Consider the following 25844-nt stretch of genomic DNA (forward strand, 5'->3'; position numbering starts at 1 on the left):
GACGTGTGCCATGACACGTTCACGGCCCGTTCACCTGGGTGGACACGCATGGACAGACGGCAGGACGCCCGGCGCCCCCGGTCGTGGACCAGAGATGCCGGGCGTCCTGAGAGAGGCTCGGTACCCTCAGCCGGTCAGCCTTCGCCGCCGTCCGATGGGGCCGGCGTGCCGGTCCCTCCGAGTTCCCCATTGGCCGCCACGGCCCGGTTCAGAGCATCGGCGAGACGATCCTGAGCCTCACCGTAGGCAGCCCAGTCGCCCTCGGCCATCGCCTTCTCGGAGTCGGCCACCGCGGTGTCCATGTCCGTGAGCGCCTTGTCGAGCTGCTCCTGCGTGGTGCCGGCGTCCGCTGCCGGCTTCTCCCCGTCAGCAGGCTCCTCGCCGTCGGCCGGCTCCTCGCCCTCAGCAGGAGCGTCGACCGCGCCCTCACCGGTCTCGGTGTCGGCCGTCCCGGCGACCCCGTCGGGATCGGAGACCGAGGCGTCGCCGGCGGTCGCGCCGGAGTCGCCGCCGAAGACGAGGTCCAGGGCTTCGTCGAGCGTCGGGGCGAACCCGATCTTCTCGCCGAAGGAGACCAGCACCATCTGCAGCAGCGGGTACTGCGTACCGCCGCCGGAGGCGGAGGACTGCAGGTAGACCGGCTGCACGTACAGCAAGCCGCCGCCGACCGGCAAGGTGAGCAGGTTCCCGTTGATCACCTCGGAGTTGCCGGACTTCAGCAGGTTCAGGGCCTGCGAGACGTTCGGCTCCGAGTTGAACGTGGCCTGCACCTGGCCGGGCCCGTTGACGGGGTTCGTCGCGGGCAGCACGAGCAGGGTCATGTTGCCGTAGGTGTCCGCCGGGTTCCCCTCGTCCTTGCCCGTCTCCGAGTCGACGGCGAGGAAGCCCGTGAGCACGTTCTGGCCCTGAGCCGGGATGTAGCTCGAGGAGAGCGTGAACCCTGGTTGCTCCATGCCGGGAATCTGCATGGTGAGGTACATCGGCGGCTGCGTCGCCTGCGCCCCCGTGGAGCCGTCAGGGTTGGTGGGCGCCGGCTTGGTGGGATCCGGGGGCGTCTCCCAGAAGTCCTGGGCACCGAAGAAGTCATCGGCCTGGGTCACGTGATACGTGCCCAGCAGCTCACGCTGCGCCTTGAAGTAGTCCGACGGGTAGCGCAGATGGCTCATCAGCTCACCGCTGATCTCGCTGGCCGGGTGGATCGCCTCGGGGAACACCTCGGACCACGCCTTGAGGATCGGGTCCTCCGTGTCCCAGGCGTACAGGGTCACCGAGCCGTCGAAGGCGTTGACGGTGGCCTTGACCCCGTTGCGCATGTAGTTCGCGCTGTTCTCGCGGTTCTGCGAGGTCTCGCCCGGGTCGGTCTGCGAATCGGCGATCGCCGTGTCGAGATTGAGGGTGCGCGAATAGGGATAGGCATCGGTGGTGGTGTAGCCGTCGACCACCCACACCAGCTCATCGTCGACGACCGCGGGGTACATCTGCGAGTCGAGCGAGAGGAAGGGGGCGACCTCCCGGACACGCTGCTGCGGATCGCGGTCGTACAGGATCTGCGACTCCTCGTTGAGGTAGCCGGAGATCAGGACGTTGGGATCACGGAACTTGATCGAGTAGAGCAGCTGGTTGAAGAACCCGCCGACGGAGGGCCCACCATCGCCCTGGTAGGTGTTGTTGACCTGCTGGCCGCCCTCTTCGCCATCCGTGCCCGACTGGTAGTCGAACTCCTCGGGCTCCGACCCTTCGGGGGCGCCGACGATGGAATAGTCCGGTGAGTGCTTGCCGAAGTACACCCGCTCCTCGTACTCGCCGAACGCACCCTTGCCCGGGACTCCGGACTGCAGGAAGCTCGGTTCGCCGTCAGCATTGCGCTGATTGCCGTACGCGGCCGCCGCGCCATATCCATGGGTGTAGATGATGTGCTGGTCGACCCAGGATCGAGTGTTGAGCTCGAACTTGTCCGGCCGCAGCTCGCGCACACCGACGACGGTGTCCTGGAGCTCGCCCTCCATCTCATAGCGGTCCACGCTGAGGACCTCGTCGAAGCCCCAGTACCGACGGTTCGCCTCACGCTGCTCGAAGGTGGGCGAGATGATGTTGGGATCCATCAGACGGATCTGCGTGGTGGTCGAGGCGTCCTCGCGCAGGGCTCCGGGCTCGGCGTCGGTGGTGGCCGTGTACGGGACCTCCTCGACGTCGTCGATGTTGAAGGCGGCGCGGGTCGCGTCGATGTTCCGCTGGATGTAGGGCTGCTCGAGCGTGCGCTCGTTGGGCTGGACCTTGAACTGCTGGATGGCCCAGGGGTACAGGCTGCCGACGGCGAGCGTGGACAGGATCATCAGGCCCGCACCGATCGCGGGGATCCTCCAGTCCGAGCGGAAGATCCACAGCACGAACAGCGCGGCCACGGCCACGGAGGCGATCGCGAGGATCGTCTGCGCGGGAAGGATCGCGTGGACGTCGGTGTACGACGCCCCGTGGAAGCGATCGTTCTGGTTCACGAGCATGTCATAGCGCTGGAACCAGTGGCCTGCGCCGAGCAGCAGCACGTAGATCGCCGCGAGCACGCCGAGATGCCTGCGTGCAGATCGTGTGACCTCGAGGCCGTTCTCCTGGCCCCAGGCGACGCCGCCGTAGATGAAGTGACCGATGAGGGCTCCGACGATCGCCACCAGCATGACGAACTGCCCGAAGGAGATGATCAGGTCGATCACCGGGAGTGTGAAGACGTAGAAGCCGACATCATTCCCGAAGATCGGATCGGTCTCCCCGAACTTCTGGGGATGCAGGAACAGCTGCACGGCCTGCCAGCTGCGGGAGGCAGCCAGACCGCCGAAGGCGCCGATGATGAGGGGCGCTGCGATGGTCAGCCCCTTCCGCAGGGGATCCACCGCGGCGCGGAACTGCTCGAGCGCCTCCTGCTCGCGGGTGACCGGCGGATAGATCGGACGCTTGGCGTAGCCGATGCGCAGACTGAAGAACAACGGCACCGCGAAGAGGATGAACCCGATGACGAACAGGATGCCCTGCGTGAGCCAGCGGACGGTGAGCACATCGGTGAAATCGAGCTGATCCATCCAGAGGTACTTGGTCCACACCTCGGAGGCGACAACCAGCAGCACCACCAGCGCTGCGATGACGATCGCGGTGATCCCGAGCGGGGAGATCCTCCGGGTCGTGGACGTGCTCGAATCAGGGGCCGGACGCGGGCGCGGCCGGGGTGCATCGCCGAATGGGGCGGAGAAACTCACGGATAACCTCGGGTGCCTCGGTGTCGGAGAGCACGGGTCCGCTGCGCCAACGCAGGAAGGGCGACCGGTCTCCGGGTACAGTGTGGTGCCGCCGCGTACAGAGCGGTGACGCGTCCATTCTGTCAGGCGAACCTGTAAGGGACCTCTCGATCCGATGACGACTCCCGATACGGACCCTCTCGACGCTCCGACGGCGGCCCTCGCCGCTGCGGTGCTCGACATCTCCCGTCACATCGAGGGCGCATCCCTCCCCGCGCCGCGCCTCTATGCACTGGCCCGCAGTGCAGAGCTGATGGCCGCCTCCCCCGCGCTCGCCGGCCTGCTCGGGGTCGGCGCGGACGGCACCGGCGCCCCGGACGATCTGCATCTGACGCCGATTGATCTCGACGATGGCGCCTCCGACCAGAACGACATCTCTGCATCCCAGGACCCCTTGGCTGCGCTGCAGGTCGTGGAGTGGCCGGATCTGGCGGCCGGCGGTGCGATCGCCTGCGAGCTCTCCCCCTCCACGTGGGCACTGCACGAGAATGATTCCCGGGCCACGATTCCCACGGACCGGGCTCTGCGCGTGGTCGTCGCCGCCCTGCCCGACGGGACGACGTGGTCCGCGGTGCATCGCGGCGACAAGAACGGTTATGTCCTCGGCGCCGCGCTGCTCCCGGACGTCGCCACCGCTCTGGTGCAGACGCTGCAGCCCCTCGACTGAGCTACGTTCAGGGCGGTTGCTGCCCGCTCAGGACGCGCCGGCCAGCACGGAGTCCTCCGCCGAGCTCCCCGTGAGCTCCTCGGCGACGTCGGGATCGCCGGTTCCCGTCCCGAGAAGCTCTCCCGTGTCGCGGTTGAGGTCGGGAACCTCGTCCGCCCGCATCGGGCGGGTGAAGGCCGTGGTCCCGAAGGTGAGGTCATGGCCGATCGCCTCGGCCTGCAGTGTCAGGGTGTGTCGCTGGGTGCCGTCATCCGCCTGCCATTCCGAGCTGCCGAGCCGACCGGTGACCACCAGCGGCTGCCCCTTCTTCACGGAGGCCAGCACATTGCGGGCCAGCGCACGGCGGGTGTAGACGCTCACGAATTCCGTCTTGCGATCGGTGAAATCGCTCTTGGCGGAGTCGTAGTAGCGCCCGGTGACGGCGATGCGCACGATGGTCGTGGTGGTGCCGTCCTCGTGCTGACGGGAGCTGGGATCCGCCGTCGCGTTCCCCATGAGGGTCGTCTGGATATCGCGCATGGTGATGTCCTTCCTGGAGTGCCGGGGACCTCCCGGCGTCGGCTCCGTGCCGATGGATCCAGGGTTGCCGTTCACGCAGGCGCCTTCCAGAGCGGCGTCGTCGTTGTGGACGACGGGGCACTGGGGAGGAAGGGTCGCCTCTCCTCTGCGGGGACCGAAGGTGCTGGACACCTGGACACATGGAACGGCCGGCCCCACGAGGGGACCGGCCGTTCGCGCAGCGATGCTGCAGCTCAGCGACTGCAGAACGAGCGCTGCAGATCAGATGCTGAGGATCAGGCGGTGGGGATGACCAGGCCGGAGCCCGTCGCGCGAGCCGTCTCGAACCGCTTCTGGACGTCGGCCCAGTTCACGATGTTCCAGATCGCCTTCACATAATCAGCCTTCACGTTCTGGTAGTCCAGGTAGAAGGCGTGCTCCCACATATCCAGCTGGAACAGCGGGATCGTCGCGACCGGCACACCGTTCTGCTGATCGTAGAACTGCTCGATCACCAGGTTGCCACCGAGGGGCTCGTACGCGAGCACGGCCCATCCGGAGCCCTGGATGCCCAGCGCCGCGGCCGTGAAGTGCGCACGGAAGGAGTCGAAGGACCCGAAGAATTCATCGATCGCCTGCGCGAGCTCACCGGTGGGCTTGTCGCCACCCTCGGGCGAGAGGTTCTTCCAGAAGATCGAGTGGTTCGTGTGACCACCGAGGTTGAACGCCAGATCCTTCGAGAACTGGTTCACCGTCGCGAAATCACCGGACTCACGAGCCGCCGCCAGCTTCTCCAGCGCCGTGTTCGCGCCCTTGACATAGGTCGCATGGTGCTTGGAGTGGTGCAGCTCCATGATCTTGCCGGAGATCGAAGGATCCAGCGCGCCGTAGTCATAGTCGAGATCGGGAAGCGTGTAGTCCGCCATGGGGGTCATCCCTTCGTCGTGGGGTGTGCGGGACCCGCCTGCGCGGGCCCTGCCGTGCCTCCCATCCTGCCACGATGCCCCGGGAGTTGGCAGGGTGGGCTCTGCTCCGGAGTCGCTCGAGGCCCGCGCCTGACGTATTCCGGCCCAGCATCGGTGCCGGCGCGGTCGCCTGTCGGGGCGGCGGTCCACAATGGGGTGATGGCCGGAACTCGCCACGCCCTCCCGTCCTCGTTCTCCCCTGCCACGGCCACCTGGTTCGCGGAGGCCTTCGAGGCGCCCACCCCTGCCCAATCGGCGGCCTGGGAGGCGATCGAGCGCGGGGACGACACGTTGGTCGTGGCGCCGACCGGCTCCGGCAAGACCCTGGCCGCCTTCCTCACAGCGATCGATCGCCTCGCCACGGCGGATCCGGCTCCCGCAGGCAGCTCCGGCATGGACAGCTCGATCCCGCAGCGCGGCGGCCGCGGGCGAGCAGCCCGCGGGACCACCTGCGTCCTGTACATCTCGCCGCTCAAGGCCCTCGGGGTCGACGTCGAACGGAACCTGACGTCCCCGCTGGTGGGGACGGCGCGGATGGCGGAGCGTCTCGGGCTGCCCCGTTCGTCGGTCAGCGTGGGTGTGCGCACCGGGGACACCCCGCCCGCCGAGAGGCGCCGGCTCGTGACGCATCCGCCGGACATCCTCATCACCACCCCCGAATCGCTGTTCCTCATGCTGAGCTCCCAGGCCAGGGAGTCGCTGCGGGGCGTGCGCACGGTGATCCTGGACGAGGTGCATGCCGTCGCCGGCACCAAACGCGGCGTGCACCTGGCACTGTCCCTCGCGCGGCTCGATGCGATGCTCGAGGCGCCGGCGCAACGCATCGGGCTCTCCGCGACCGTCGAACCGATCGACGAGGTCGCCGCGTTCCTCACGGGCTCCGGCCGGCCCCGCGAGGTGTCCGTCGTGCGCCCCGCGTCGACCAAGCGCTGGGATCTCACGGTGACGATGCCGGTCTCGGACCTGCAGGCGATCGAGCCGCCGTTGGATGCCGTCGACGACGAGGACGTCTCCGGCACGATCTGGCCGCATGTCGAGCGAGTCGTGCTCGCCCAGATCCTCGCGCACCGCTCGACGATCGTCTTCACCAACTCCCGCAGCCAGGCGGAGCGGCTCACCGGGAAGCTCAACCGTCTGCATGCGCGTCGCCCGTCCGCGGCGACCGGCCGCGGCGCGGAGCTCGGGGGTGCCGCGCAGTCGGAGGCACCCGAAGAGATCCAGGAGATCGAGGACATCGCCCGTGCCCACCACGGATCGATGTCCAAGGAGATCCGCGCCCAGATCGAGGATCAGCTGAAGTCAGGCACGCTGCGCTGCGTCGTGGCCACCTCATCCCTCGAGCTGGGGATCGACATGGGTGCCGTCGACCTCGTGCTGCAGGTCGCCGCACCGATGTCCGTCTCGAGCCTGCTCCAGCGGGTGGGGCGCGCCGGGCACGACGTCGGCGCCGTCTCCGAGGGCTCCCTGCATCCGTTGCATGCCGCGGACGTGCTGCGCTCCGCGGTCGCCGTGCAGGAGGCCGTCGCCGGTCGTATCGAGCCGCTCTCGGTGCCCCGCAACGCGCTGGACGTCCTCGCCCAGCACACGGTCTCCGCCGCCGCCCTGGACGAGCTCCAGATCGACGACTGGTTCGACCTGGTGCGCAGCGCGCATCCCTACCGCGCTCTCCCGCGCTCCGCCTTCGACCAGACCATCGACCTGCTCGCCGGGCGCTATCCGTCGACCGCCTTCTCGGAGCTGCGGCCGCGCCTGGTGCACGACCACGACACCGGCCTGCTCACGGGTCGGCCCGGGGCGCAGCGCCTCGCGGTCACCAGCGGCGGCACCATCCCCGATCGTGGCCTGTACCCGGTGCACCTGGTGGCCGGGGATGACGACTCCCAGCCGCGCCGGGTGGGCGAGCTCGACGAGGAGATGGTCTACGAGTCACGTCGCGGGGACGTCATCACCCTGGGCACCAGCAGCTGGCGGATCGAGGAGATCACCGCCTCCCGGGTCACCGTCTCGCCTGCCTTCGGCCTCACCGGCCGCATTCCGTTCTGGCACGGCGACGGGGATGGCCGCCCCGCGAGCCTGGGCCGCGCCATCGCCTCCGCCCAGAGCGAGCTCGCCGACCTCGAGCGATCTCCGGCCGACGAGCGCCTCGCCGCGCTGGGTCTCGACGCCAACGCCCGGACCGTGCTGCTGGACCATCTCGCCGAGCAGAAGCAGATCACCGGGGTGGTGCCCGGGCCGCAGCAGCTGGTCGTCGAGCGCTTCCTCGACGAGCTCGGCGATTGGCGGGTGGTCCTCCATTGCTCCTACGGCCAGCGGATCACCGGCCCGTGGGCCCTCGCCGTCGGGGCCCGGGTCGAGGAGCGGTACGGATTGGACGGCCAGGTCATGGCCGCCGACGACGGCATCGTGCTGCGGATCCCCCACGGCGAGCAGCCGCCCGGGGCCGATCTGTTCGTCTTCACGCCCGAGGAGATCGATGAGGAGGTGCGGCGCCTCGTCGGCTCCTCCGCGCTGTTCGCCGCCCGCTTCCGCGAGTGCGCGGCGCGCGCCCTGCTGCTCCCCCGACGGGATCCGAACCAGCGGGCGCCGCTGTGGCAGCAGCGTCAGCGCTCCTCGCATCTGCTCGAGGTCGCCCGCCCCTATCCGGACTTCCCGATCATGCTCGAGGCCGCCCGCGAGTGCCTGCAGGACGTCTATGACCTGCCCGCCCTCATCGACCTCATGGCGCAGATCGGGCGGCGCCGCCTCGAGGTCCGCGAGATCGAGACCCCCACCCCGTCCCCCTTCGCGCGCTCGCTGCTGTTCGGCTATCTCGCCCAGTTCATCTACGACGCGGACGCCCCGCTCGCCGAGCGCCGCACCGCCGCTCTTGCGCTGGACCAGTCCCTGCTCGCCGAGCTGCTGGGATCGGTGAGCCTGCGCGAGCTGCTGGATGCCGACGTCATCTCCGAGGTCGAGAGCCGCCTGCAGGGGCTGAGCGAGGACCGTGCGCTGCGCGGGGCGGAGCAGATCTCAGACGCCCTGCGCCGTCTCGGGCCCCTGACGCGGGACGATCTGGCTGCCCGAGCGGCCGAGGGGGTCGATCTCGAGGCCGAGCTCTCCCAGCTCCACGGCGCCCGAAGAATCCTCGCCGTGCGGATCGCCGGCCGCGAGCACCTCGCCGCGATCGAGGATGCCGGGCTGCTGCGCGATGCGCTCGGAGTCGCCGTCCCGCCCGGAGTGCCCCAGGCCCACCTCGCACCGGTGGATCGGGCCGTCGCCCAGCTGCTCTCCCGGTGGGCACGCGGCCGCGGGCCCTTCCTGGCGGACGGTCCGGTGGACGCCTTCGGTCTCGCCCCCGGCGTGGCCCGCGGCGCGCTCGAGCAGCTCACCGCCGAGCGGGTGCTGCAGCAGGGCGAGTTCAGTCCCGGCCGCGAGGGCGAGGAGTGGGTCGATGCCGAGGTGCTGCGGCGGATCCGCCGGGCCAGCCTCGCCGCGTCCCGGCGGGAGATCGCTCCGGTCCCCGGCCCGGTCTACGCCCGCTTCCTCGGGCAGTGGCAGCACGTCTCGGGTCGCCGCCCCGACGGCACGCGGGATCGGGCCACGTGGCAGGGTCGCGACGGGCTCCTCTCCGTGATCGACCAGCTCGCCGGGGTGTCGCTCCCGCTGTCCGCCTGGGAGGAGCAGGTGCTGCCGGCACGGATGCCCGATGCGAGCCCTGCCCTCCTGGACGCGGCCTTCGCCGCCGGTGACGTGGTGTGGACAGGGCACGGGCGGCTCGGCGCGGACGACGGATGGATCCGCCTGCATCTCGCGGATGCCCTGCCGCTCGGGCTCGACGCCGAGGCGCTGGAGGAGTCCGCCTCGGCCCTGGCCGAGGGGTCTCTCGCCGCCCGGGTCCTGGCTCAGCTGCGCGGGACCCCCGGTGCGCTGCGGCACGGAGAGATCCTCACCGCCCTCGCCGCGGACGGTGATGCGGCCCCTCCGCCCGACCTGCACGACGCCCTGTGGGACCTCGCGTTCCAGGGGCTGATCACCAACGACTCCTTCGAGGCGCTGCGCACCTACGGACGCGGACCGGCACGGGCCTCCAGGTCGTCAGGTCGGTCCCGCCCGCTGACCCGGCGCGGTGCCGCGCGGCTGTCGGCCGCGATGATGCGCCAGGGCGCGAGCTCCGTCTCCGAGCTGGTGACGGGACCCACCGGGGCCGGGCGATGGTCCGCCGTGCGTGTCGAGGCGGTCGATCCCTCTGCCCGGGCCGCGGCCCTCGCGACCTTGCTCCTGGACCGGCACGGCGTGGTCACCCGGGGCGCGATGGACGTCGAGGACATCCCCGGGAGCTTCGCCGCCGTGTACCGCGTTCTCGCGGTGCTCGAGGAGAACGGAAGCTGTCGCCGCGGCTACTTCGTCGACGGGCTCGGTGCCTCCCAGTTCGCCCCGGTCGAGGCGGTGGACCTGCTGCGCGATCGCGACCGGGAGGCCGAGGCGCAGCAGGATCCCGACGCGGGATCCGTCGGTCCCTCCCCCGAGGCGTCGACCGTGGTGCTCGCCGCGACCGACCCGGCGAACCCCTACGGCGCAGCGCTCCCCTGGCCGTCCTTCACGATCATCCCGCCCGAGGGCACGACCGTGCGGCCCGCGCGCCGCGCCGGAGCGCTGGTGCTGCTGGCCGACGGGCATGTCGCCGCCGTGGTCGACAAGGGTGCCAAGCACCTCCTGTGGTGGGCCGACGAGACCGTGACCACGCTGGTCGCCGAGCAGCTGGTGCGGGCGATCGTCGAGGACTCCCGCCTGCCGCAGCTGCGGATCGAACGGATCAACGGGCACCCGATCACCAGCGCCCCGGTCGCCGCGATCGGCAAGGCCCTGGTCGCCGCCGGCTGCTATCGCTCCCCGAAGTCCATCCGCCTGCGCGCAGGAGGCCGCTGATGCCCGAGGGCGACACGGTCGCCCGGCAGTGTCGGGCGCTGCACGGTGCGCTCGCGGGGGCGATCCTCACCACGAGCGATCTGCGGGTGCCCCGTGCCGCGACGGCGAATCTCGTGGGCTGGAGCGTGCGGGAGGTGCGGCCTCGCGGCAAGCATCTGCTGATCCGTCTGGAGCCGCCCGAGGCAGGAGGCGTGCCGCTCACGCTCCATACCCACCTGATGATGGACGGCATCTGGCACGTGGACGGCAAGGCGCTGCGCTCGAGCGACACCAGCGCCGGACCGCGCCCGGCGGACACGATCCGCGTCGTCCTCGCCGCCCGGCACCCGGACGGGCGCGAGGCCCGCGCCGTCGCCTACGACGTGAAGCAGGTGCGCCTGGTGCGCACCGCCAACGAGAGCACCCTCGTGGGCCATCTGGGACCGGACCTGCTGGACCCGTCCTGGGAGGACGAGCCGGCACTGCGCGCACAGGCCGTCGCACATCTCGCGGCCGAGCCGGAGCGACCGATCGGCCTCGCCCTGCTCGATCAGCGCAACCTCGCCGGGATCGGCAATATCTACCGCAGTGAGCTGTGCTTCCTGCGCCGCGTGCATCCGGCGGCGCCGACGCACGCCGCCGGGGACCTGGGTGCTCTGGTCGACCTCGCCCACCGCCTGCTCACCCTGAACCTGGACCGTTCCGTGCGGGTGACGACCGGCGGGATGCTGGGCCGCGACGGCGACCTGTGGGTGTACGGGCGCGGGGGACGGCAGTGCCGCCGCTGCCGTGCCCGGATCGAGCGCGGGGAGATCGGCGACCCCCGGCTCGAGGGCACGGAACCGCGAGTGCTGTGGTTCTGCCCCCGCTGCCAGCCTGGTCCGGGCGCCCCGGCAGGGGCGGGAGGCGGTGCGCCGCGAGGTGCACGACAACGTGCGCATCCTGATGCACGACGTCCCGGAACGGGTCGGTAGACTTCTCGCGGTGCTTCCGGCTCGGCCGCCCGAGCCCGCACTGACGCCCCCATAGCTCAATGGATAGAGCAACGGCCTTCTAATCCGTAGGTTGCAGGTTCGAATCCTGCTGGGGGCACCACCGCCCGTCGTCGTGTCTGGAGCCGCCCCATGGTGCTGAAGGTCGTCACGATCGGCGCGATCGTGCTCCTGCTGGGACTGCGCCTGCTGCGAGGCCGGTTCGGCACACGCCTGCTCGGCGTCTCGCGCACGGTCCTGAACGTCATCTACCTCGCAGCGCTCGTGCTCACCGGGGTCCTCGCCGGCGTCTTCGAGCAGTGGGTGCTGCTCGGAGTGGTCGTCGTGCTGCTCGTGCTCAGCGGCATCGAGGAGATCCTCCGACGGTCCGCACCGAAGAACGCTCCCGCCGAGCGTGCGTCGACCCGGCGCCGCTGACCGCTCCTCGCGCCGGTTGCGTGTGCTGTCCCGGCCGGCTCAGAGCTCGCGGCTGTGTTGCGAGGTGGCCTCGTTCCACTCAGTGACCCACGCCGGCACATCCATGTCGGGCGGGACGGAGCCGACAAGGTCGAGCACCTCCGGGATGCTCACGGATCCGCCTGTCCTCCGCAGGAACCGTGCTCGGATGATGGCGTCGGCGTAGACCACGTCCCCCACGCGGAAGACCTGCTCCATGTAGATCCAGCGATCGTCGTGCCCGAGCACCCGGGAGGCGATGTCGAACTTCTGCCACAGCACCAGCGACTTGCGGTAGGTGATGGACTGCCCTGCGACCACCGGATACCAGCCCTGGGCGGTCAGCCGCTTCCAGAACCCGGAGCGGAGCATGAGGTCCATCCGGCCCAGGTCCATGAGGGTGAGATAACGGCCGTTGTTCATGTGCCGCTGCACGTCGAGGTCAGCCGGATTCACGCGGAAGCTCGTGCGGGACGTGTCCCACATGCTCAAGCGGCTGCGGAAGCGCACGCGGATCATGAACACCAGCAGGCGGAAGTACAGGTTCACGTCGGGCTCCTCCATGAGTCACTCAGCGGGCTCGGCATCGAACCCCGATGACTGCATGGTAACCATGGTCGCGTCGCCCCGAACACCGTCGTCGTGTCCGACGGGACCTGCGGGCTCCCCGGCCGCAGGATCGCCGATCTCGCCGGGGATTCCGCCCCGATGCGGCATCCCCGCCGCGCTCATGAGATCTCGACTGGCAGCGTCAGGGCCGAATGGGCCGGCTCTCCGGCGGACGGAGGCATCGCGACCTGGCCGCGCAGTGCGGTGTTGCGCTGTTCCAGCGCGGAGGCCGTGATGGGGAACAACGGGGCGCCACCGGTGTCGACCAACGCCTGGTTCCGCGTCACGAAGTCCCGCGTGTCGCGTTCATAGGCTCTGAAGGCAGCAGCATGGTCCTGGTTCCCGCCCAGGGACGCGGCCAGCATGTAGGCGCCGACGATCGCCAGACTGGAACCCTGTCCGGTCAGGAACGAGGGCGCGTACGCAGCGTCGCCGACCAACGCCACTCTGCCCTTCGACCAGCTCGGCATGCGGATCTGGCCGGCCGTATCGAAGAACAGATCCTCGGCATCCTGCATCGCCCGGAGGATGGCCGGAATCTCCCAGCCCGCCTGCGCGTAGATCTCGGAGATCAGAGCCCGCTGGGCGTCACGGTCCCCGTGCAGGCCCCGCGGCGGTTCCGACCGATGGAAATTCACGAAGGCGTACAGGACGTCCTCACTGCTCCCGGTGGCATACAGAGCGGCCGCCCGGCCCGGGGTGTTCCACAACGTGAGCTCGTGGGAGAGTCCGAGAGTGTTGGGCATCGTGAAGACACCGAAGGCGTAGCCGAGATAGCGGTGGAACTGCTCCTCAGCGCCGAACTGGAGCCGTCGGGTCCGTGAGTGCATCCCATCGGCTCCGATCACCAGATCGAATCTGCGCCGGCTGCCGCTGCGGGACTCGACATCAACCCCGTCGTCACGCTCTTCGAACGTGTCGATCGAATCGTCGAAGAGGAACTCGACGTCGTCCCGGACCGCTGCGTACAGGGCCGCGGTCAGGTCCCCTCGTCCCATCTCCAGATCCTGGCTCACGACGCTACCGGTCACCTCGTGCGGAGGGAGGGAGGCCACCGTCACGCCGTCGGCGTCCACGAAGGTGAATCGCTCGATATGGAGATTCGCCGCCTGCAACCGGGGCAGCACCCCCATCCGTCGGACCACCTCGATCGCGGTGCCCCGGACGTCGATCGGGTACCCACCTCCGCGTGGCGTGCGCGCCTTCTCCACGATCGTGACCTCGAAGCCGTACCGGTGCAGCCAGTACGCCAGCGTCGGGCCGGCGATGCTGGCCCCGGAGATGAGGACGGTCTCCGTCGAGGGGTGAGTCGGTGATGTCATGAGATGGTTCCCTTCAGATGTCGGACGACGAACAAGGACGCCGCGGCCACGAGGCCGGCGACGACAAATCCTGCGATGAAGGCCGGCTCGGCCGGCTGATCGGAGACCGGATCGATGCCCACGGTGAGGACCGAACCGGCAAGCTGAGCGCCGACGACGGCTCCGACCAGGCGGATCACCACGAGCAGGCTGGTGACGATGCCGGTGTCGGCTGCGGCGACAGCGGTGGCCGTGCTGGCGAGCAGCGCCGTGGTGATCAGACTGCCCGCGAACGCCACCACGGCCCGTAGCACGACCAGCTGCCAGGCCTCGTCGTGCACCAGTGCCAAGGTGAGCAATGCGCCCGCCGTGACTGCGGAGCCGGCTGCCACCACGGCCCGAGGTCCGTATCTCTGCACGGCCAGCCCGCCGACCGAGCCGGCCACCACGCCGGCGATGCTGGCCGGCAGCATGAGCAGCCCGATCTCGCTCGTGCCGAGGGCGAAGCCGTACCCGGTGCCGGACACCTCGAACATCTTCGGAACGAGCGTCTGCAGCACCGAGGAGATGGCCGCGACGGCGGCTGTGATCAGGGCGGCGCTCCACAGGGCGGGCGCAGTCAGCATCCGCAGCTCGACCATGGGCGACGCCGCCCTACGCTCGACGGCTACCCACACCACGGCGAGAGCCGCCACGCCCAGCACGACGCCACCGACCACGAGCGGTGGCATCCCTCCCCCGGTGACCACCATGAGCGCAAGCATGAGTGCGAGCAGCGTGGCGCTCAGGAGGACGACGCCGGGCCAATCGATCGCGGTTCCCCGTTCGCTCGGGGTGTCATCCGGCATCGTGCGGAGGACGACCACCGTCGCCACGATGATCACGGCCGTCGGCGCTCCGAAGATCCAATGCCAGGACAGCCCTTCGGCCAGGGGCCCGGCGACCGCGGTCCCCGCGATGCCGCCGGCCGTGAACAGCGCGCTGACGACACCGATGGCCACCTGCGTCTGCCCCGGCGGCAGATGCTTGCGCACCAGGATGAAGGACAAGGGCAGCGCCCCCACCATCGCGCCCTGCAGCATCTGGCCGACCAGCAGCACGGGCAGGTTCGGGGCCGAGCTCGAGACCACTCCCCCGAGCGCGACCATCGCCATCAGCACGAGCAGCACACGTCTTCCTCCATACCGGTCCCCGAGCTTGCCCGCGATCGGCGCGACCACCGCGCCGGTGATCAGCAGCGTGCTGACGATCAGGGCCGCCCCGGAGGAGTCGATGCCCAGCTCTCGCTCCAGCATGGGCCGAGCCGGGTCGACCACCGTCTGCAAGGTGCCGAGGGCCAGGGCCAGGACGCCGAGCGCACCGATCGCCGTCCGGCCGATGCGGGCCTGGGACACAAGAACGTCGGACATCGAGCCTCTTCCCTCGTCGCTCAGGAGCCGAGCACGAAGCGTGCCCCGACACGATCACTACACTACACTACACCGTGCAGTGTAGTAACGGTAGAGTGGAGCAATGTCCACTTCGAAGACGTTGCGCACGGGGTCCCCGCAGAAGCGGTCCGCCATCCTCCTGGCCGCACGGGAGCTGTTCGTGACCGACGGTTTCGACCGCTCGAGCGTCGATGCCATCGCCGCCCTGGCCGGAGTGTCCAAGCGGACGGTGTACGACTACTTCGGGGACAAGCAGACCCTGCTGCGCGCCGTCTTCGACGGCCTGGGTCAGTCCCTGCTCGCGACGATCCGCAGCACGCTGGATGACACACTCGGCGACGTCGCCGCGGCGGATCAGCTCGAGCCTGCCCTCATCGACTTCTCGATGCGGATCGCGAACGACTGGCTCGACTCCGCGGACTACGCCACCCTGCAAGGGCTGGCACGCACCGACTCCGAGCGCCTGCCGAGCTCGAAGGACAGTCCGCTGTCCGACGAGCCGGAGGAGGCCATCGGTGCACGCTTCGCGACCCTGGCGGACGCCGGACTGCTGGAGGTCCCCGATGCCCGACTGGCCGCAGATCACTACATCGGGCTGACCTTCGCGGCCACCATCAACAGACTCGGCACCGCGAACGCGGCTGCGGATTCCCGGGTCCAGCCCCTCATCGTCGCCGGGGTGCGGGCATTCCTCCGGGCGTACCGCGTCGGCTGACGAGCGGAGCTCCGCGAACCCCGCTGACCGAGCCACGGTCGGGTTCATGCCTGACCCTGCCGTACCGGCTGCGCTCCCGCGATACTGTTGCCTGGTGACTTCCAGCTCCTCCCGTGCCATCAACGACCGCATCATCTGGGTCGATTGCGAGATGACCGGCCTCGACAAGAAGCGCGATGCGCTCGTCGAGATCGCCGTGCTCGTGACCGACTCCGACCTGAACATCCTCGGAGACGGCGTCGACGTCGTCATCAAGCCGCCGGCCGAATCGCTCACCGGCATGGACCCCTTCGTGGTCAACATGCACACGGTCTCCGGCCTGCTCGACGAGCTCGACGGCGGGATGACGCTCGAGGAGGCGCAGGCACAGTGCCTGGCCTATGTGCAGCAGTACTGCCCCGAACCGGGCAGGGCGCCGCTCGCCGGCAACAGCGTGGGCACCGACCGGGTGTTCCTGGATCGCGACGTGCCCGAGTTCGCCCAGTGGCTGTCCTACCGCACGATCGACGTCTCCAGCCTCAAGGAGCTCGCCAAGCGCTGGTTCCCCCGCGTCTACTACAACATCCCCGCCAAGCACGGCGGTCACCGGGCGCTCGCGGACATCCGCGAATCGATCCAGGAGCTGAAGTACTACCGCGAGGTGTTCCTCGTCGACGCCCCCGGCCCCACCACCGCGCAGGCCCGGGACGCGGCCCGCACCTTCGAGCTGACCGACGAGCCCGAGGAGGAGACTCCGTCGGCGACCGCCGCGACCCCTGCGACCCCCGCGACAGCACCGGCGGCGACACCGACCGCGACCCCCGTCGCGACGCACGTCCCGTGGCTCCAGCGGGCATCACATCGCTCGTGGCTGGAGAGCGAGGGCGACGAGCTCCTCGTGTTCGGCTCGGAGTCGGTGCGTGAGGACGGTGGTTTCGCCTGGCTCGACGAGGAGGGCGACGCCGATCTGTCCCGCCCCTCGGAGCTGTGGATCACCTGCCGGATGACGCACAGCTTCGCCCTCGGGCACCTGCTGGGCCGCCCGGACTTCGGCCGTTTCGCCGACCATGGCATCGCCTCGCTGCGAGGGGTGTTCCACGACGCGGAGCACGGCGGCTGGTACGCGTCCGTCGCCGACGGGAAGCCCGTCGACGATTCCAAGCAGGCCTACGCGCACGCCTTCGTGGTGCTCGCGGCCTCCTCAGCGCTGGCCGCCGGCCGTCCCGGCGCACAGGAGCTGCTCGACGAGGCACTCGCCGTGCTCGATACGAGATTCTTCGACGAGTCCGCGGGCATGAGCGTGGACACCTTCGACCGCACCTTCACGCAGTGCGAGGAGTACCGCGGCATCAACGCGAACATGCACACGGTCGAGGCGCTCCTCGCCGCGGCCGACGTCACCGGGCAGCGCCGTTGGCTCGATCGCGCGGTGGGCATCATGACCCGTGCCATCGACGAATTCGCGCGCGGCAACGACTGGGCCCTGCCGGAGCACTTCGACACCGACTGGAACCCGCTGCTGGAGTACAACCGCGACGAGCCGAACCACCCGTTCCGCCCGTACGGCGCCACGGTCGGCCACTGGATCGAGTGGTCCCGCCTGGTGCTGCACGGTCGTGCCGCACTGATCGCGGCCGACGGCTCGGCACCGGACTGGATGCTCGAATCGGCGACCGCGCTCATGGAGAAGTCGGCGGCGAGCTTCGGTGCCGACGGAGCCCCCGGGTTCGTCTACACCGTGGACTGGGACGGAGCCCCCGTCGCCTCCGAGCGCATGCACTGGGTCGCCGCAGAAGCGGTCGGCGCCGCCGCCGTGATGTACGAGGTGACCGGGGACCGGGTCTGGGCTGAGCGCTACGAGCAGTGGTGGGAGTACATCTCCACCTACCTGCTCGATCCAGAGAACGGCTCCTGGTTCCACGAGCTCGACGCGGACAACGAGCCCCAGGGCGTGACGTGGCCGGGCAAGCCGGACATCTACCACGCCTTCCAGGCGACGCTGATCCCGCGGCTTCCGGTCACGCCCACCCTGGCCGCCGCTCTGCGCGACGGCCTGCTCGACCAGGAGAGCTGAGCCGACGTCGACAGCTCGTCGCTCGGTACTCGCTGAGTCAGCGCCCGCTGTCTCAGCACCTGCTGGCTCGGAACCGCGTCACGCGACGGGACGCACCTCGCGGCCGGCACCGGCCGCGAGGGCGACGATCTCCTCGACGTGGCCGATGTCCGCGACCACGAGAGGGCACGCGTCGGTGTCCTCCTCCAGCTGCAGCAGGCACAGGTCGAACGCGGCGAGGATCTCCTCCGCCCGACGGATCGCCGGTTCCAGCCCTGCGGTGATGTCGGCGACCGGCTCGAGATCAGCCCCTGAGCGGCACACCCGAGCGACCTCGCCCAGAGCCATGGCCAGTTCCGCCCCGATGTCCTCCGGGTCGAGGTAGGCCAGGGCGTCGGCCACGTCCAGCCCGTCGATCAGGGCGTTCCACGGATCGACGGGCTCCGCAGCACCGGCTCCGGCCTCGACGCCGAGGAGTGGATCCGCCTGCGTCGCCAGGTAGGCCTGTGGGTCGGTGGCCGCGAGGTGCACCGACCCTGGGAGCTCAGGGTCGTCCGCGAGGAGCGTGCACAGCCGCGTCCAGTCCGGCACGGCTCATCCCTGGTCGTCGAGGTGGGAGACCGCAGTCTCGAGCCGGTCGATCTTCGCGTCGAGCTGCCCCTCGTGGCCGGGACGGATATCAGCCTTGAGGACGAGCGAGACCCGCGAGCCGTACCGCCCCGCCGCGGCGGTCGCACGCCGCACGACGTCCATCACCTCGTCCCAGTCCCCTTCGATCTCGGTGAACATCGAGGAGGTGCGGTTCGGCAGTCCGGAGTCCCGTACGACGCGCACCGCGGCGGCGACCGCGTCGTGAACGCCGGCGCTGTCCGTGCCGTCGACGAGCCCGCGCACGAGGGCTGGATCCGAGGGGTCACCGGTGGGCTGGACGGAGAAGGCGACGATCATGCGGCCAGTCTCCTCCTGCGCCAGGGGCCGTGCAACGTGTGGGCGGCACGGACGCCGTGCGACTCGACGGGACCCTCGACGAGCTCGGCCCCGGGTGTGATCCGTGAGTAGGATCTGCGGCAGCGTCCCTGGTCGGGACCACACTCTGCATCGACACGAAATGAGGACCATGACTGCGCTCCGGATCGGCATCGTCGGCTACGGGAACCTGGGACGGGGCGTCGAGATCGCCGTCTCGCTCCAGGAGGACATGGAGCTGGTGGGCGTGTTCACGCGCCGTGCGCCGTCCACGGTGAGCGCCGTGCACGAGCAGACCATCGTGCGCTCGATGGACGCGCTCGAGACGATGCAGGACGAGGTCGACGTGCTCGTGCTCTGCGGAGGCTCGAAGACCGACCTCCCCGAGCAGACCCCCTTGCTCGCCGAGCACTTCACCGTCGTCGACAGCTTCGACACGCACGCCCGGATCCCCGAGCACTTCGCGCGGGTCGACGCCGCCGCCAACGCAGCCGGCACCACGGCGCTCATCTCCACCGGCTGGGACCCCGGCCTGTTCTCCATCAACCGCGTCTACGGGGAGGCCATCCTCGCCACGGGCTCCACCTACACCTTCTGGGGCCGCGGCCTGTCGCAGGGGCACTCCGACGCGCTGCGCCGCCTGGACGGGGTCGCCGACGCCGTCCAGTACACGATCCCCTCCCAGGAGGCGATCGCTCGAGTCCGCGCCGGCGATCGGCCCGAGCTGAGCACTCGCGAGAAGCACACCCGTGAATGCTTCGTGGCGCTCGAGGACGGGGCCGACGCCGACGCCGTGCGCGAGGAGATCGTGACGATGCCGCATTACTTCGAGCCTTTCGAGACGTCGGTGACCTTCCTCAGCGCCGAGGAGCTCGCCCGCGACCACCAGGGAATGCCCCACGGCGGCTTCGTGATCCGCGCCGGAGAGTCCAGCCCCGGAACGACCCAGACCATCGAGTACCGCCTGCAGGAGGATTCGAACCCCGAGTTCACCGCGAGCGTGCTCGTCGCCTACGCCCGCGCGGCGGGACGACTGGCCGCCGCCGGTGAGCATGGGGCGAAGACCCCCTTCGACGTGGCACCGGGCCTGCTCTCACCGAAGTCTCCCGAGCAGCTGCGCGCCGACGATCTCTGAGGGCGCATTCCCTGAGGGCACGCGCACCGGATCGATGCCGGCACGGCACCCCATGACCGGGCTCCCTGTGCGCTGTCCGATGCAACGTGTCTCACACTCCCGGAGTGCCGTTCGTGGAGGCGAACGCTGCTGAGAGACGGTATGGTTATCTCTCGTTGCGGGATTCGTTCCGCACATGGTGGTCGTAGCTCAGTTGGTAGAGCTCCTGGTTGTGGTCCAGGCGGTCGCGGGTTCAAATCCCGTCGATCACCCCAAGAAACGCCCTGGCGACAGGGCGTTTTTCTTTTCCCCTCCCCGGGCACGCGCACTCGTCGGCTCGCGCGGCGAGCACCTGCTCACCCGACGAGCACCTCTTCATCCCACGAGCACCTCGCGCATCTCGTGCCAGAACTCGGTGACGTGCGCACGAGCGGCCTGCTCGGCAGCGGCGCCGTCGCCATCCAGCACGGCCGTGAGCAGATCCTGGTGCTCGGTGACCGCCTCGTCGAGGTGACGGACCCGCTCGAGTCCCAGGAACCACAGCCGCAGGCTGAGGGTCAGGTAAGTGCCGAGCGTCTCCTGCAGGTATCGATTGTGCGAAGCACGGTGGACGCAGTGATGCACGCGCTGGTCGGTCCGGATGAGCGCACGCACGGCCTGGGCGGTGGCACCCCGACCCGAGTTCCCGGATCCGGCGGTGTGCACCTTGAGTTCGGCACGCAGCTGCCGAGCCAGCCGGCGGTCCTCATCGTCCGCCCGTTCGGCCGCGAGCCGGGCCCCGAGACCCTCCAACTCGACGCGCGTCTCGGAGACATGGGTCAGGTCCCGGACGTCGATGGGAGCGACGGCTGTGCCGCGCCGGGCGTACACGGTCACCAATCCCTCATCCGCGAGACGGCGCACTGCTTCCCTCACCGGAGTGCGCCCCAGGTGCAGCCGTTCCCTGAGCATGCGCTCGTCGAGTCCGGATCCCGGGGCGAGCTCGAGCGTGACCAGCAGGTCCCGGATCCGGTAGTAGGCGACCGCGGACAGCGAGGAGACGTCCGCCCCGGCAGGCACCAAAGTGGTGAGACCCGCCAGCGCATCCGTCGAGGCGGATGCCGTCTCCCGTTCCGGCACGCGCACCCGGTACCTGGGCTCCTCTGAACCCGTTCCGGCCGGTCCAGACCCAGCCCCGATCCCTCCGTCGCCGCCGACCATGGCGTCACCCCGCTCTCTGATATATCGTGAGGATACTCACATCGTGGTCGGGAGGCCGTCATGGCAGCGCTGCCGGATCGTGCAGACATCGTCGTCATCGGAGCCGGGGTGGTCGGCAATGCCGCGGTCAATCACCTCGCGGAGCTCGGATGGCGCTCCATCGTGCAGATCGACAAGGGCCCGCTGCCGGATCCGGGCGGCTCGACGGGGCACGCCTCCAATTTCGTCTTCCCGGTGGATCACTCCCGCGAGATCACCGATCTGACGGTGGATTCGCTGCGCCAGTACGAGGCGCTGGGGGTGCTCTCCACCTGCGGAGGGATCGAGGTGGCGCGCAGCCCGGAGCGGATGCAGGAGCTGACGCGCCGGATGAGCTCGGCCCTCTCCTGGGGCGTCGAGGCGCATCTGCTGTCCCCGGCCGAGATCCAGGAGCTCGTCCCCTACTGCGACGCGGGTCTGCTGCTCGGCGGCTTCCACACGCCGACCGGGGCGATCGTGGACCCGCTCGCGGCGGGGGCCCTCTTCCGGGAGCGCGCCGAAGGGCTGGGCGCGCTCACGCTCTGCCCGGAGACCGAGGTGATCGACCTCGAGGTCTCCGGCGGTCGCGTGACCCGGGTCGTCACCGATCACGGCGAGATCGACACCGAGATCGTGGTCATCGCGTGCGGGGTGTGGAGCCCGCGCGTCGCCGCCCTCGCCGGCGCGGCGATCCCGCTCACCCCTGCTGTGCACCAGATGCTCGACGTCGGTCCCATTCCCCAGCTCGAAGCGACCAAGGAGTGGATCAGCTTCCCGCTGCTGCGCGACATGGATCGCCTGATGTACGAGCGCCAGCGCGGGCCCGATCTCGAGATCGGCTCCTACGCCCACCGGCCGCTGCTGCACCGCCCCGAGGAGATCCCTGCCTACGGCGCGCCCGGCCAGGCCTCCCCCACGAGCTTCCCCTTCACCGACGAGGACTTCACCGCGCAGCTCGAGCACGCGAGGGAGATGTTCCCGGGCCTCCTCACCGATCCCGACCCGCCGCGGAAGGCCGCGATCAACGGGCTCCTCTCCCTCACCCCGGACGGCGGCGCCCTCATCGGCGAGACCCCGGAGGTGCGCGGGCTGTGGTCCGCGGCGGCGGTCTGGATCAAGGAGGCCGCGGGCGTGGGCCGCCTGCTCGCCGAGCTGATCTCGACCGGCGACAGCGAGATCGATCCCCATGAGTCCGATATCGCGCGTTTCCACCCCTCCGCCCGCACCGACGCCCATGTGCGGGCCCGGGCGGCCGAGGGCTTCCCCAAGATCTACGGGATCAGCCATCCGCGGGAGCAGTGGCTGAGCGACCGCCCCTCCCGCACCAGCCCGTTCCATCCGCGCACCGAGGCGCTCGGTGCGGTGTGCTTCGAGGCCGCCGGCTGGGAGCGACCCCAGTGGTACGCCTCCAACGCTCCCCTGCTGGAGGAGTTCGCTGAGCGGATCTCCCCGCGGGAGCACGAATGGGATGCCCGTTGGTGGTCCCCGCTCATCGAGGCGGAGCACCTCGCGATGCGCGAACGGGTGGCAATGGTGGACCTCGGGGCATTCGCGATCCTCGACGTCACCGGCCCGGGGGCCCTCGCCGTCCTCGAGAGTCTGGCGGTGGCACGGATCGACGTGCGCATCGGCCGCGTGGTCTACACCCCGCTGCTCACGCCCGCCGGTGGGTTCCGCTCCGACCTCACGATCGTGCGCCGGGGCTCGGAGAGCTTCCGGGTGATCACGGGCGGCGCGGAGGGCGGTCGGGACCTGGTCTGGCTGCGCGACCACCTCCCGGCCGACGGATCCGTCCAGCTGGCCGATGTCGGCTCTGCGGTGACCACTCTCGGCCTCTGGGGCCCTCGCGCCCGGGATCTGCTCGCCGAGATCACCGCCGCCGACGTCTCCGACGCGGCGTTCGGCTTTGGCACGGCCCAGGACGTCGAGCTGGGCGGCATCCCGGCCTCCTTGCTGCGCATCTCCTATGTGGGAGAGCTGGGCTGGGAGATCCATGTCGCGACCGAGCACGGGCTGCAGCTGTGGGACCTGTTGTGGGAGGCAGGCCAGGGACACGGCGTGCTCCCCGCCGGTATCGGCGTGTACGGGACCACGGGCCGGCTGGAGAAGGGCTACCGGTTGATGGGCGCGGAGCTCACCGCCGAGTACGACCCGGTCGAGGCCGATCTGGCGCTGCCGAAGGTGAAGAAGGCGGACTTCCTGGGTAAGCAGGCGTACCTGGAGTCGAGAGAGCGGGGGCCGGCGACGATGCTGTGCACCCTCGCCCTGGAGCCGGCCGACGGGACGGACCACGGCGCGCAGGAGGGAACGGGTGACGGGCGCGCGCGGTGCATGACGGGCGGCGAACCGATCCTCACGCAGGACGGTGCGACGATCACGGATGCCCGCGGACGGCGATCCTTCGTCACCTCCGCAGGCCCGGCCCCCTCGCTCGGCCGCTACCTGCTGATGGCCTATCTCCCGCCCGAGCACGCGCAGGTCGGGACGCGCCTGCAGGTGGACTACCTGGGCGCCCGCCACGCGGCGAGCGTGCTGAGCGTGGGCCGTACGCCCCCGTTCGATCCCGAGGATGCCCGGATGAAGGCCTGACCCCGACCCGATCAGCCGGTGACGTCGGCCCGGTACCCGAGGCGGCGCGAGATCTCTTCTGCGGCCCTCCGCAGGGCCTGTGCGGCGGCGGGCAGCGACTCGGGCGCGAGGCGGTACGTCGGCCCGGCCGCGGAGAGCGCGGCGACCACGGCGCCCTCGGGGCCGCGGATCGGGGCGGCGACCGCGTTCAGCCCCTCCTCGTACTCCTCGACCGCCTGCGCCCAGCCGCGCTCCCGTGCCTGCTGCAGCTGGTCCCGCAGCACGGCGACCGACGTGATCGTGTGCTCGGTGAAGCGCTCCAGGGGCGCCGCCAGCAGAGCCTCGATCTCGCTCTGCTCCAGATGGGCGAGCAGCATCTTGCCGCTCGAGGTGGCATGCAGGACGGTCCTGTCCCCGATCCAGTTGTGCATCGCCACAGTGCTGGTCCCCTGAGCCTGATGCACGTTGATCGCCGCGCCATCGCGATACACCGCCACGTTCACGGTCTCCCCCAGCTCCTCGGCGAGCGCATCGCACACCGGGCGCGCCTGGGCGGTCAGATCGAGCCGCGAACGGGTCGCCGCAGCAAGACGCAGGACGCCGACGCCGAGCCGCACCGTGCCGGAGACCTCGAGTCGTTCCACGAGATCATGCGCCGCGAGCGAGGCGAGCAGGCGGGATGCCGTGGAGCCGTGGACCTCCAGCTCACGACCGATCCGCCCCACGCTCGACTCCCCGTCACGGGCGATGATCTCCAGCACGCGAGCGGCTCGATCCACCGATTGCACAGTCCCCGGCTCCACCATGTCCCACGCCCCGTCCGCTCGACCACACCATCAGCTCCCTGCGCAATACGCAGGCCATTGCGCAATGCGCACCACAATGCCACAGTAGGGTACGGACCGCCTTTGGAGGCCACCATGAGCGTCAACCAGCACCCCCGAGTTCTGCTCTATCCCCGCATCCGCAAATCCCCGTTCTTCTACGCCTCGAGGCGTCACGGGGTCGCGATGTACAGCGTCTACAACCACACGTACCACCCCCGGCACTACGGCGACCCGATCGCCGAGTACTGGGCGCTGCTGGAGGGCGTCACCCTCTGGGACGTCGGCGTCGAACGGCAGATCGAGATCTCCGGCCCCGACGCCTTCGACTTCACCAACCTGCTGATCACCCGCGACCTCTCGAAGTGCGCGGTCGGCCAGTGCAAATACGTCTTCCTCACGGACCAGCACGGAGGGATCCTCAACGATCCGATCCTGCTGCGCCTCGAGGAGAACCGCTTCTGGCTCTCCCTCGCCGACAGCGACATCCTGCTGTGGGCCCGCGGCGTCGCCACCCATGCCGGGATGGACGTGAGCATCGAGGAGATCGATGTGGGCCCCGTGCAGGTGCAGGGGCCGAAGTCCTATGCCGTCATGCGGGACCTGCTCGGCGACGCCGTCGCCGACATCCGCTACTACTACCTGCATGACTTCCAGATCGACGGGATCGACGTGACCGTCTCCCGCACCGGGTACACCGGCGAGATCGGCTACGAGATCTACGTCCACGAGGCGTCCAAGAACGCCGTGCGGCTGTGGGAGAAGGTCTGGGGGGCCGGGCAGGCCCACGGGCTGCAGGTCATCGGGCCGTGCCATATCCGTCGCATCGAGGGCGGCATGCTCGCCCACGGAGCGGACATCACGGTGGACACCAATCCGTTCGAGATCGGCATGGGCTACGACTGGATGGTGGACCTCGACCAGGAGGCGGACTTCATCGGCAAGCCGGCCCTCACCCGGATCAAGGCCGAGGGTCCCCGGCGCAAGCTCGTGGGGCTCGAGATCGACGGCCCGGACCTGGGCACCTACAACGACGGGTCGATGATCGACGTGCTCCCGGTCCTTGCCGACGGCACCCGTATCGGCGAGGTCACCTCGGCCTGCCGGTCCCCGCGCTTGGAGAAGAACATCGGGTTGGCGATGGTCTCGGTCGAGCACTCCGAGGTGGGCACGACGCTGCAGGTCGACGTCGGCGCCCGGGACGACTCCGGAACGGACCTGGTCCCCGCCGTGGTGGTCGCCAAGCCGTTCATCGATCCGACGAAGGAGCAGCCCAAGGGTGACGTCACAGCCCTGGAGACCGCCGGGCCCCGAGGCGGGAGCCCGGTGGCGGGCGGCTGAC

The 25844-nt window shown here is 69.9% G+C and carries 19 protein-coding genes and 2 tRNA genes; 11 read left to right on the plus strand and 10 right to left on the minus strand.

What is annotated here, in order from left to right; genetic code table 11:
• Positions 1–134: 134 nt before the first annotated feature.
• Positions 135–3245 (minus strand): UPF0182 family membrane protein, encoded by a 3111-nt coding sequence (locus INT49_RS02360; protein WP_193116102.1) that lies wholly within the window; start codon positions 3243–3245, stop codon positions 135–137.
• A gap of 154 nt (positions 3246–3399) precedes the next feature.
• On the opposite strand from INT49_RS02360, the gene INT49_RS02365 reads away from it, so the two are divergent.
• Positions 3400–3951: a PPA1309 family protein gene (locus INT49_RS02365; RefSeq protein ID WP_193116103.1), complete on the plus strand. Its 552-nt coding sequence runs from the start codon at positions 3400–3402 to the stop codon at positions 3949–3951.
• A gap of 27 nt (positions 3952–3978) precedes the next feature.
• On the opposite strand, the gene INT49_RS02370 is transcribed toward INT49_RS02365, so the two are convergent.
• Together INT49_RS02370 and INT49_RS02375 are read right to left on the minus strand one after the other, a co-directional pair.
• Positions 3979–4470 (minus strand): single-stranded DNA-binding protein, encoded by a 492-nt coding sequence (locus tag INT49_RS02370; RefSeq protein ID WP_193116104.1) that lies wholly within the window; start codon positions 4468–4470, stop codon positions 3979–3981.
• 275 nt (positions 4471–4745) lie between these two features.
• Positions 4746–5375, minus strand: a complete 630-nt coding sequence (locus tag INT49_RS02375) for a superoxide dismutase (protein ID WP_193116105.1) — start codon at positions 5373–5375, stop codon at positions 4746–4748.
• Positions 5376–5573: 198 nt separating this feature from the next.
• On the opposite strand from INT49_RS02375, the gene INT49_RS02380 reads away from it, so the two are divergent.
• The 4 genes from INT49_RS02380 to INT49_RS02395 all read left to right on the plus strand — a co-directional run bounded on the left by INT49_RS02380 (position 5574) and on the right by INT49_RS02395 (position 11707).
• Entirely contained in the window at positions 5574–10319 is a 4746-nt protein-coding gene (locus INT49_RS02380) for an ATP-dependent helicase (protein WP_193116106.1), read from the plus strand.
• Complete coding sequence (locus INT49_RS02385; protein WP_193116107.1) at positions 10319–11272, plus strand: DNA-formamidopyrimidine glycosylase family protein; 954 nt, start codon at positions 10319–10321, stop codon at positions 11270–11272. The genes INT49_RS02380 and INT49_RS02385 overlap by 1 nt, the downstream gene beginning before the upstream one ends.
• 45 nt (positions 11273–11317) lie before the next feature.
• Positions 11318–11393, plus strand: a tRNA-Arg gene (locus INT49_RS02390).
• Positions 11394–11422: 29 nt separating this feature from the next.
• Positions 11423–11707, plus strand: a complete 285-nt coding sequence (locus INT49_RS02395) for a hypothetical protein (RefSeq protein WP_193116108.1) — start codon at positions 11423–11425, stop codon at positions 11705–11707.
• 39 nt (positions 11708–11746) lie between these two features.
• Here the strand turns inward: INT49_RS02395 and INT49_RS02400 are convergent, their stop codons facing one another.
• The 3 genes from INT49_RS02400 to INT49_RS02410 all read right to left on the minus strand — a co-directional run bounded on the left by INT49_RS02400 (position 11747) and on the right by INT49_RS02410 (position 15044).
• On the minus strand, positions 11747–12274 hold the full coding sequence (locus INT49_RS02400) for an acyl-CoA thioesterase (protein WP_193116109.1): 528 nt from the start codon (positions 12272–12274) through the stop codon (positions 11747–11749).
• Positions 12275–12453: 179 nt separating this feature from the next.
• Positions 12454–13656 (minus strand): FAD-dependent monooxygenase, encoded by a 1203-nt coding sequence (locus tag INT49_RS02405; protein WP_193116110.1) that lies wholly within the window; start codon positions 13654–13656, stop codon positions 12454–12456.
• Positions 13653–15044 (minus strand): MFS transporter, encoded by a 1392-nt coding sequence (locus INT49_RS02410; protein WP_193116111.1) that lies wholly within the window; start codon positions 15042–15044, stop codon positions 13653–13655. Before INT49_RS02410 ends, INT49_RS02405 begins: the two co-directional genes overlap by 4 nt.
• A 103-nt stretch (positions 15045–15147) precedes the next feature.
• On the opposite strand from INT49_RS02410, the gene INT49_RS02415 reads away from it, so the two are divergent.
• Entirely contained in the window at positions 15148–15780 is a 633-nt protein-coding gene (locus INT49_RS02415) for a TetR/AcrR family transcriptional regulator (RefSeq protein WP_193116112.1), read from the plus strand.
• Between the two features lie 94 nt (positions 15781–15874).
• Positions 15875–17833, plus strand: a complete 1959-nt coding sequence (gene orn, locus INT49_RS21515; protein ID WP_193116113.1) for an oligoribonuclease — start codon at positions 15875–15877, stop codon at positions 17831–17833.
• A gap of 78 nt (positions 17834–17911) precedes the next feature.
• Here the strand turns inward: orn and INT49_RS02425 are convergent, their stop codons facing one another.
• Both INT49_RS02425 and INT49_RS02430 read right to left on the minus strand, forming a co-directional pair.
• Positions 17912–18403 carry a DUF6630 family protein gene (locus tag INT49_RS02425; protein WP_193116114.1) on the minus strand — a complete coding sequence of 164 codons (492 nt, stop codon included), beginning with the start codon at positions 18401–18403 and terminating at the stop codon, positions 17912–17914.
• 3 nt (positions 18404–18406) lie between these two features.
• The gene (locus INT49_RS02430; protein ID WP_193116115.1) at positions 18407–18760 is read right to left on the minus strand and encodes a thiamine-binding protein; all 354 of its coding nucleotides are present in this window, start codon (positions 18758–18760) and stop codon (positions 18407–18409) included.
• A gap of 169 nt (positions 18761–18929) precedes the next feature.
• On the opposite strand from INT49_RS02430, the gene INT49_RS02435 reads away from it, so the two are divergent.
• Complete coding sequence (locus tag INT49_RS02435) at positions 18930–19913, plus strand: diaminopimelate dehydrogenase (RefSeq protein ID WP_193116116.1); 984 nt, start codon at positions 18930–18932, stop codon at positions 19911–19913.
• Between the two features lie 178 nt (positions 19914–20091).
• Positions 20092–20167 (plus strand) — tRNA-His (locus tag INT49_RS02440).
• Positions 20168–20267: 100 nt separating this feature from the next.
• On the opposite strand, the gene INT49_RS02445 is transcribed toward INT49_RS02440, so the two are convergent.
• Positions 20268–21011, minus strand: a complete 744-nt coding sequence (locus INT49_RS02445; protein WP_193116117.1) for a GntR family transcriptional regulator — start codon at positions 21009–21011, stop codon at positions 20268–20270.
• Between the two features lie 141 nt (positions 21012–21152).
• Here INT49_RS02445 and INT49_RS02450 point away from each other — a divergent pair, with 141 nt between their 5' ends.
• Complete coding sequence (locus INT49_RS02450) at positions 21153–23699, plus strand: GcvT family protein (RefSeq protein WP_193116118.1); 2547 nt, start codon at positions 21153–21155, stop codon at positions 23697–23699.
• Positions 23700–23710: 11 nt separating this feature from the next.
• Here INT49_RS02450 and INT49_RS02455 read toward each other — a convergent pair whose 3' ends face one another.
• The gene (locus INT49_RS02455; RefSeq protein WP_319021475.1) at positions 23711–24457 is read right to left on the minus strand and encodes an IclR family transcriptional regulator; all 747 of its coding nucleotides are present in this window, start codon (positions 24455–24457) and stop codon (positions 23711–23713) included.
• Between the two features lie 141 nt (positions 24458–24598).
• Here INT49_RS02455 and INT49_RS02460 point away from each other — a divergent pair, with 141 nt between their 5' ends.
• Positions 24599–25843: a glycine cleavage T C-terminal barrel domain-containing protein gene (locus INT49_RS02460; RefSeq protein ID WP_193116120.1), complete on the plus strand. Its 1245-nt coding sequence runs from the start codon at positions 24599–24601 to the stop codon at positions 25841–25843.
• Position 25844: the final 1 nt, after the last annotated feature.

This window comes from Brachybacterium tyrofermentans (genome assembly GCF_014897585.1).
Classification (GTDB): domain Bacteria; phylum Actinomycetota; class Actinomycetes; order Actinomycetales; family Dermabacteraceae; genus Brachybacterium; species Brachybacterium tyrofermentans.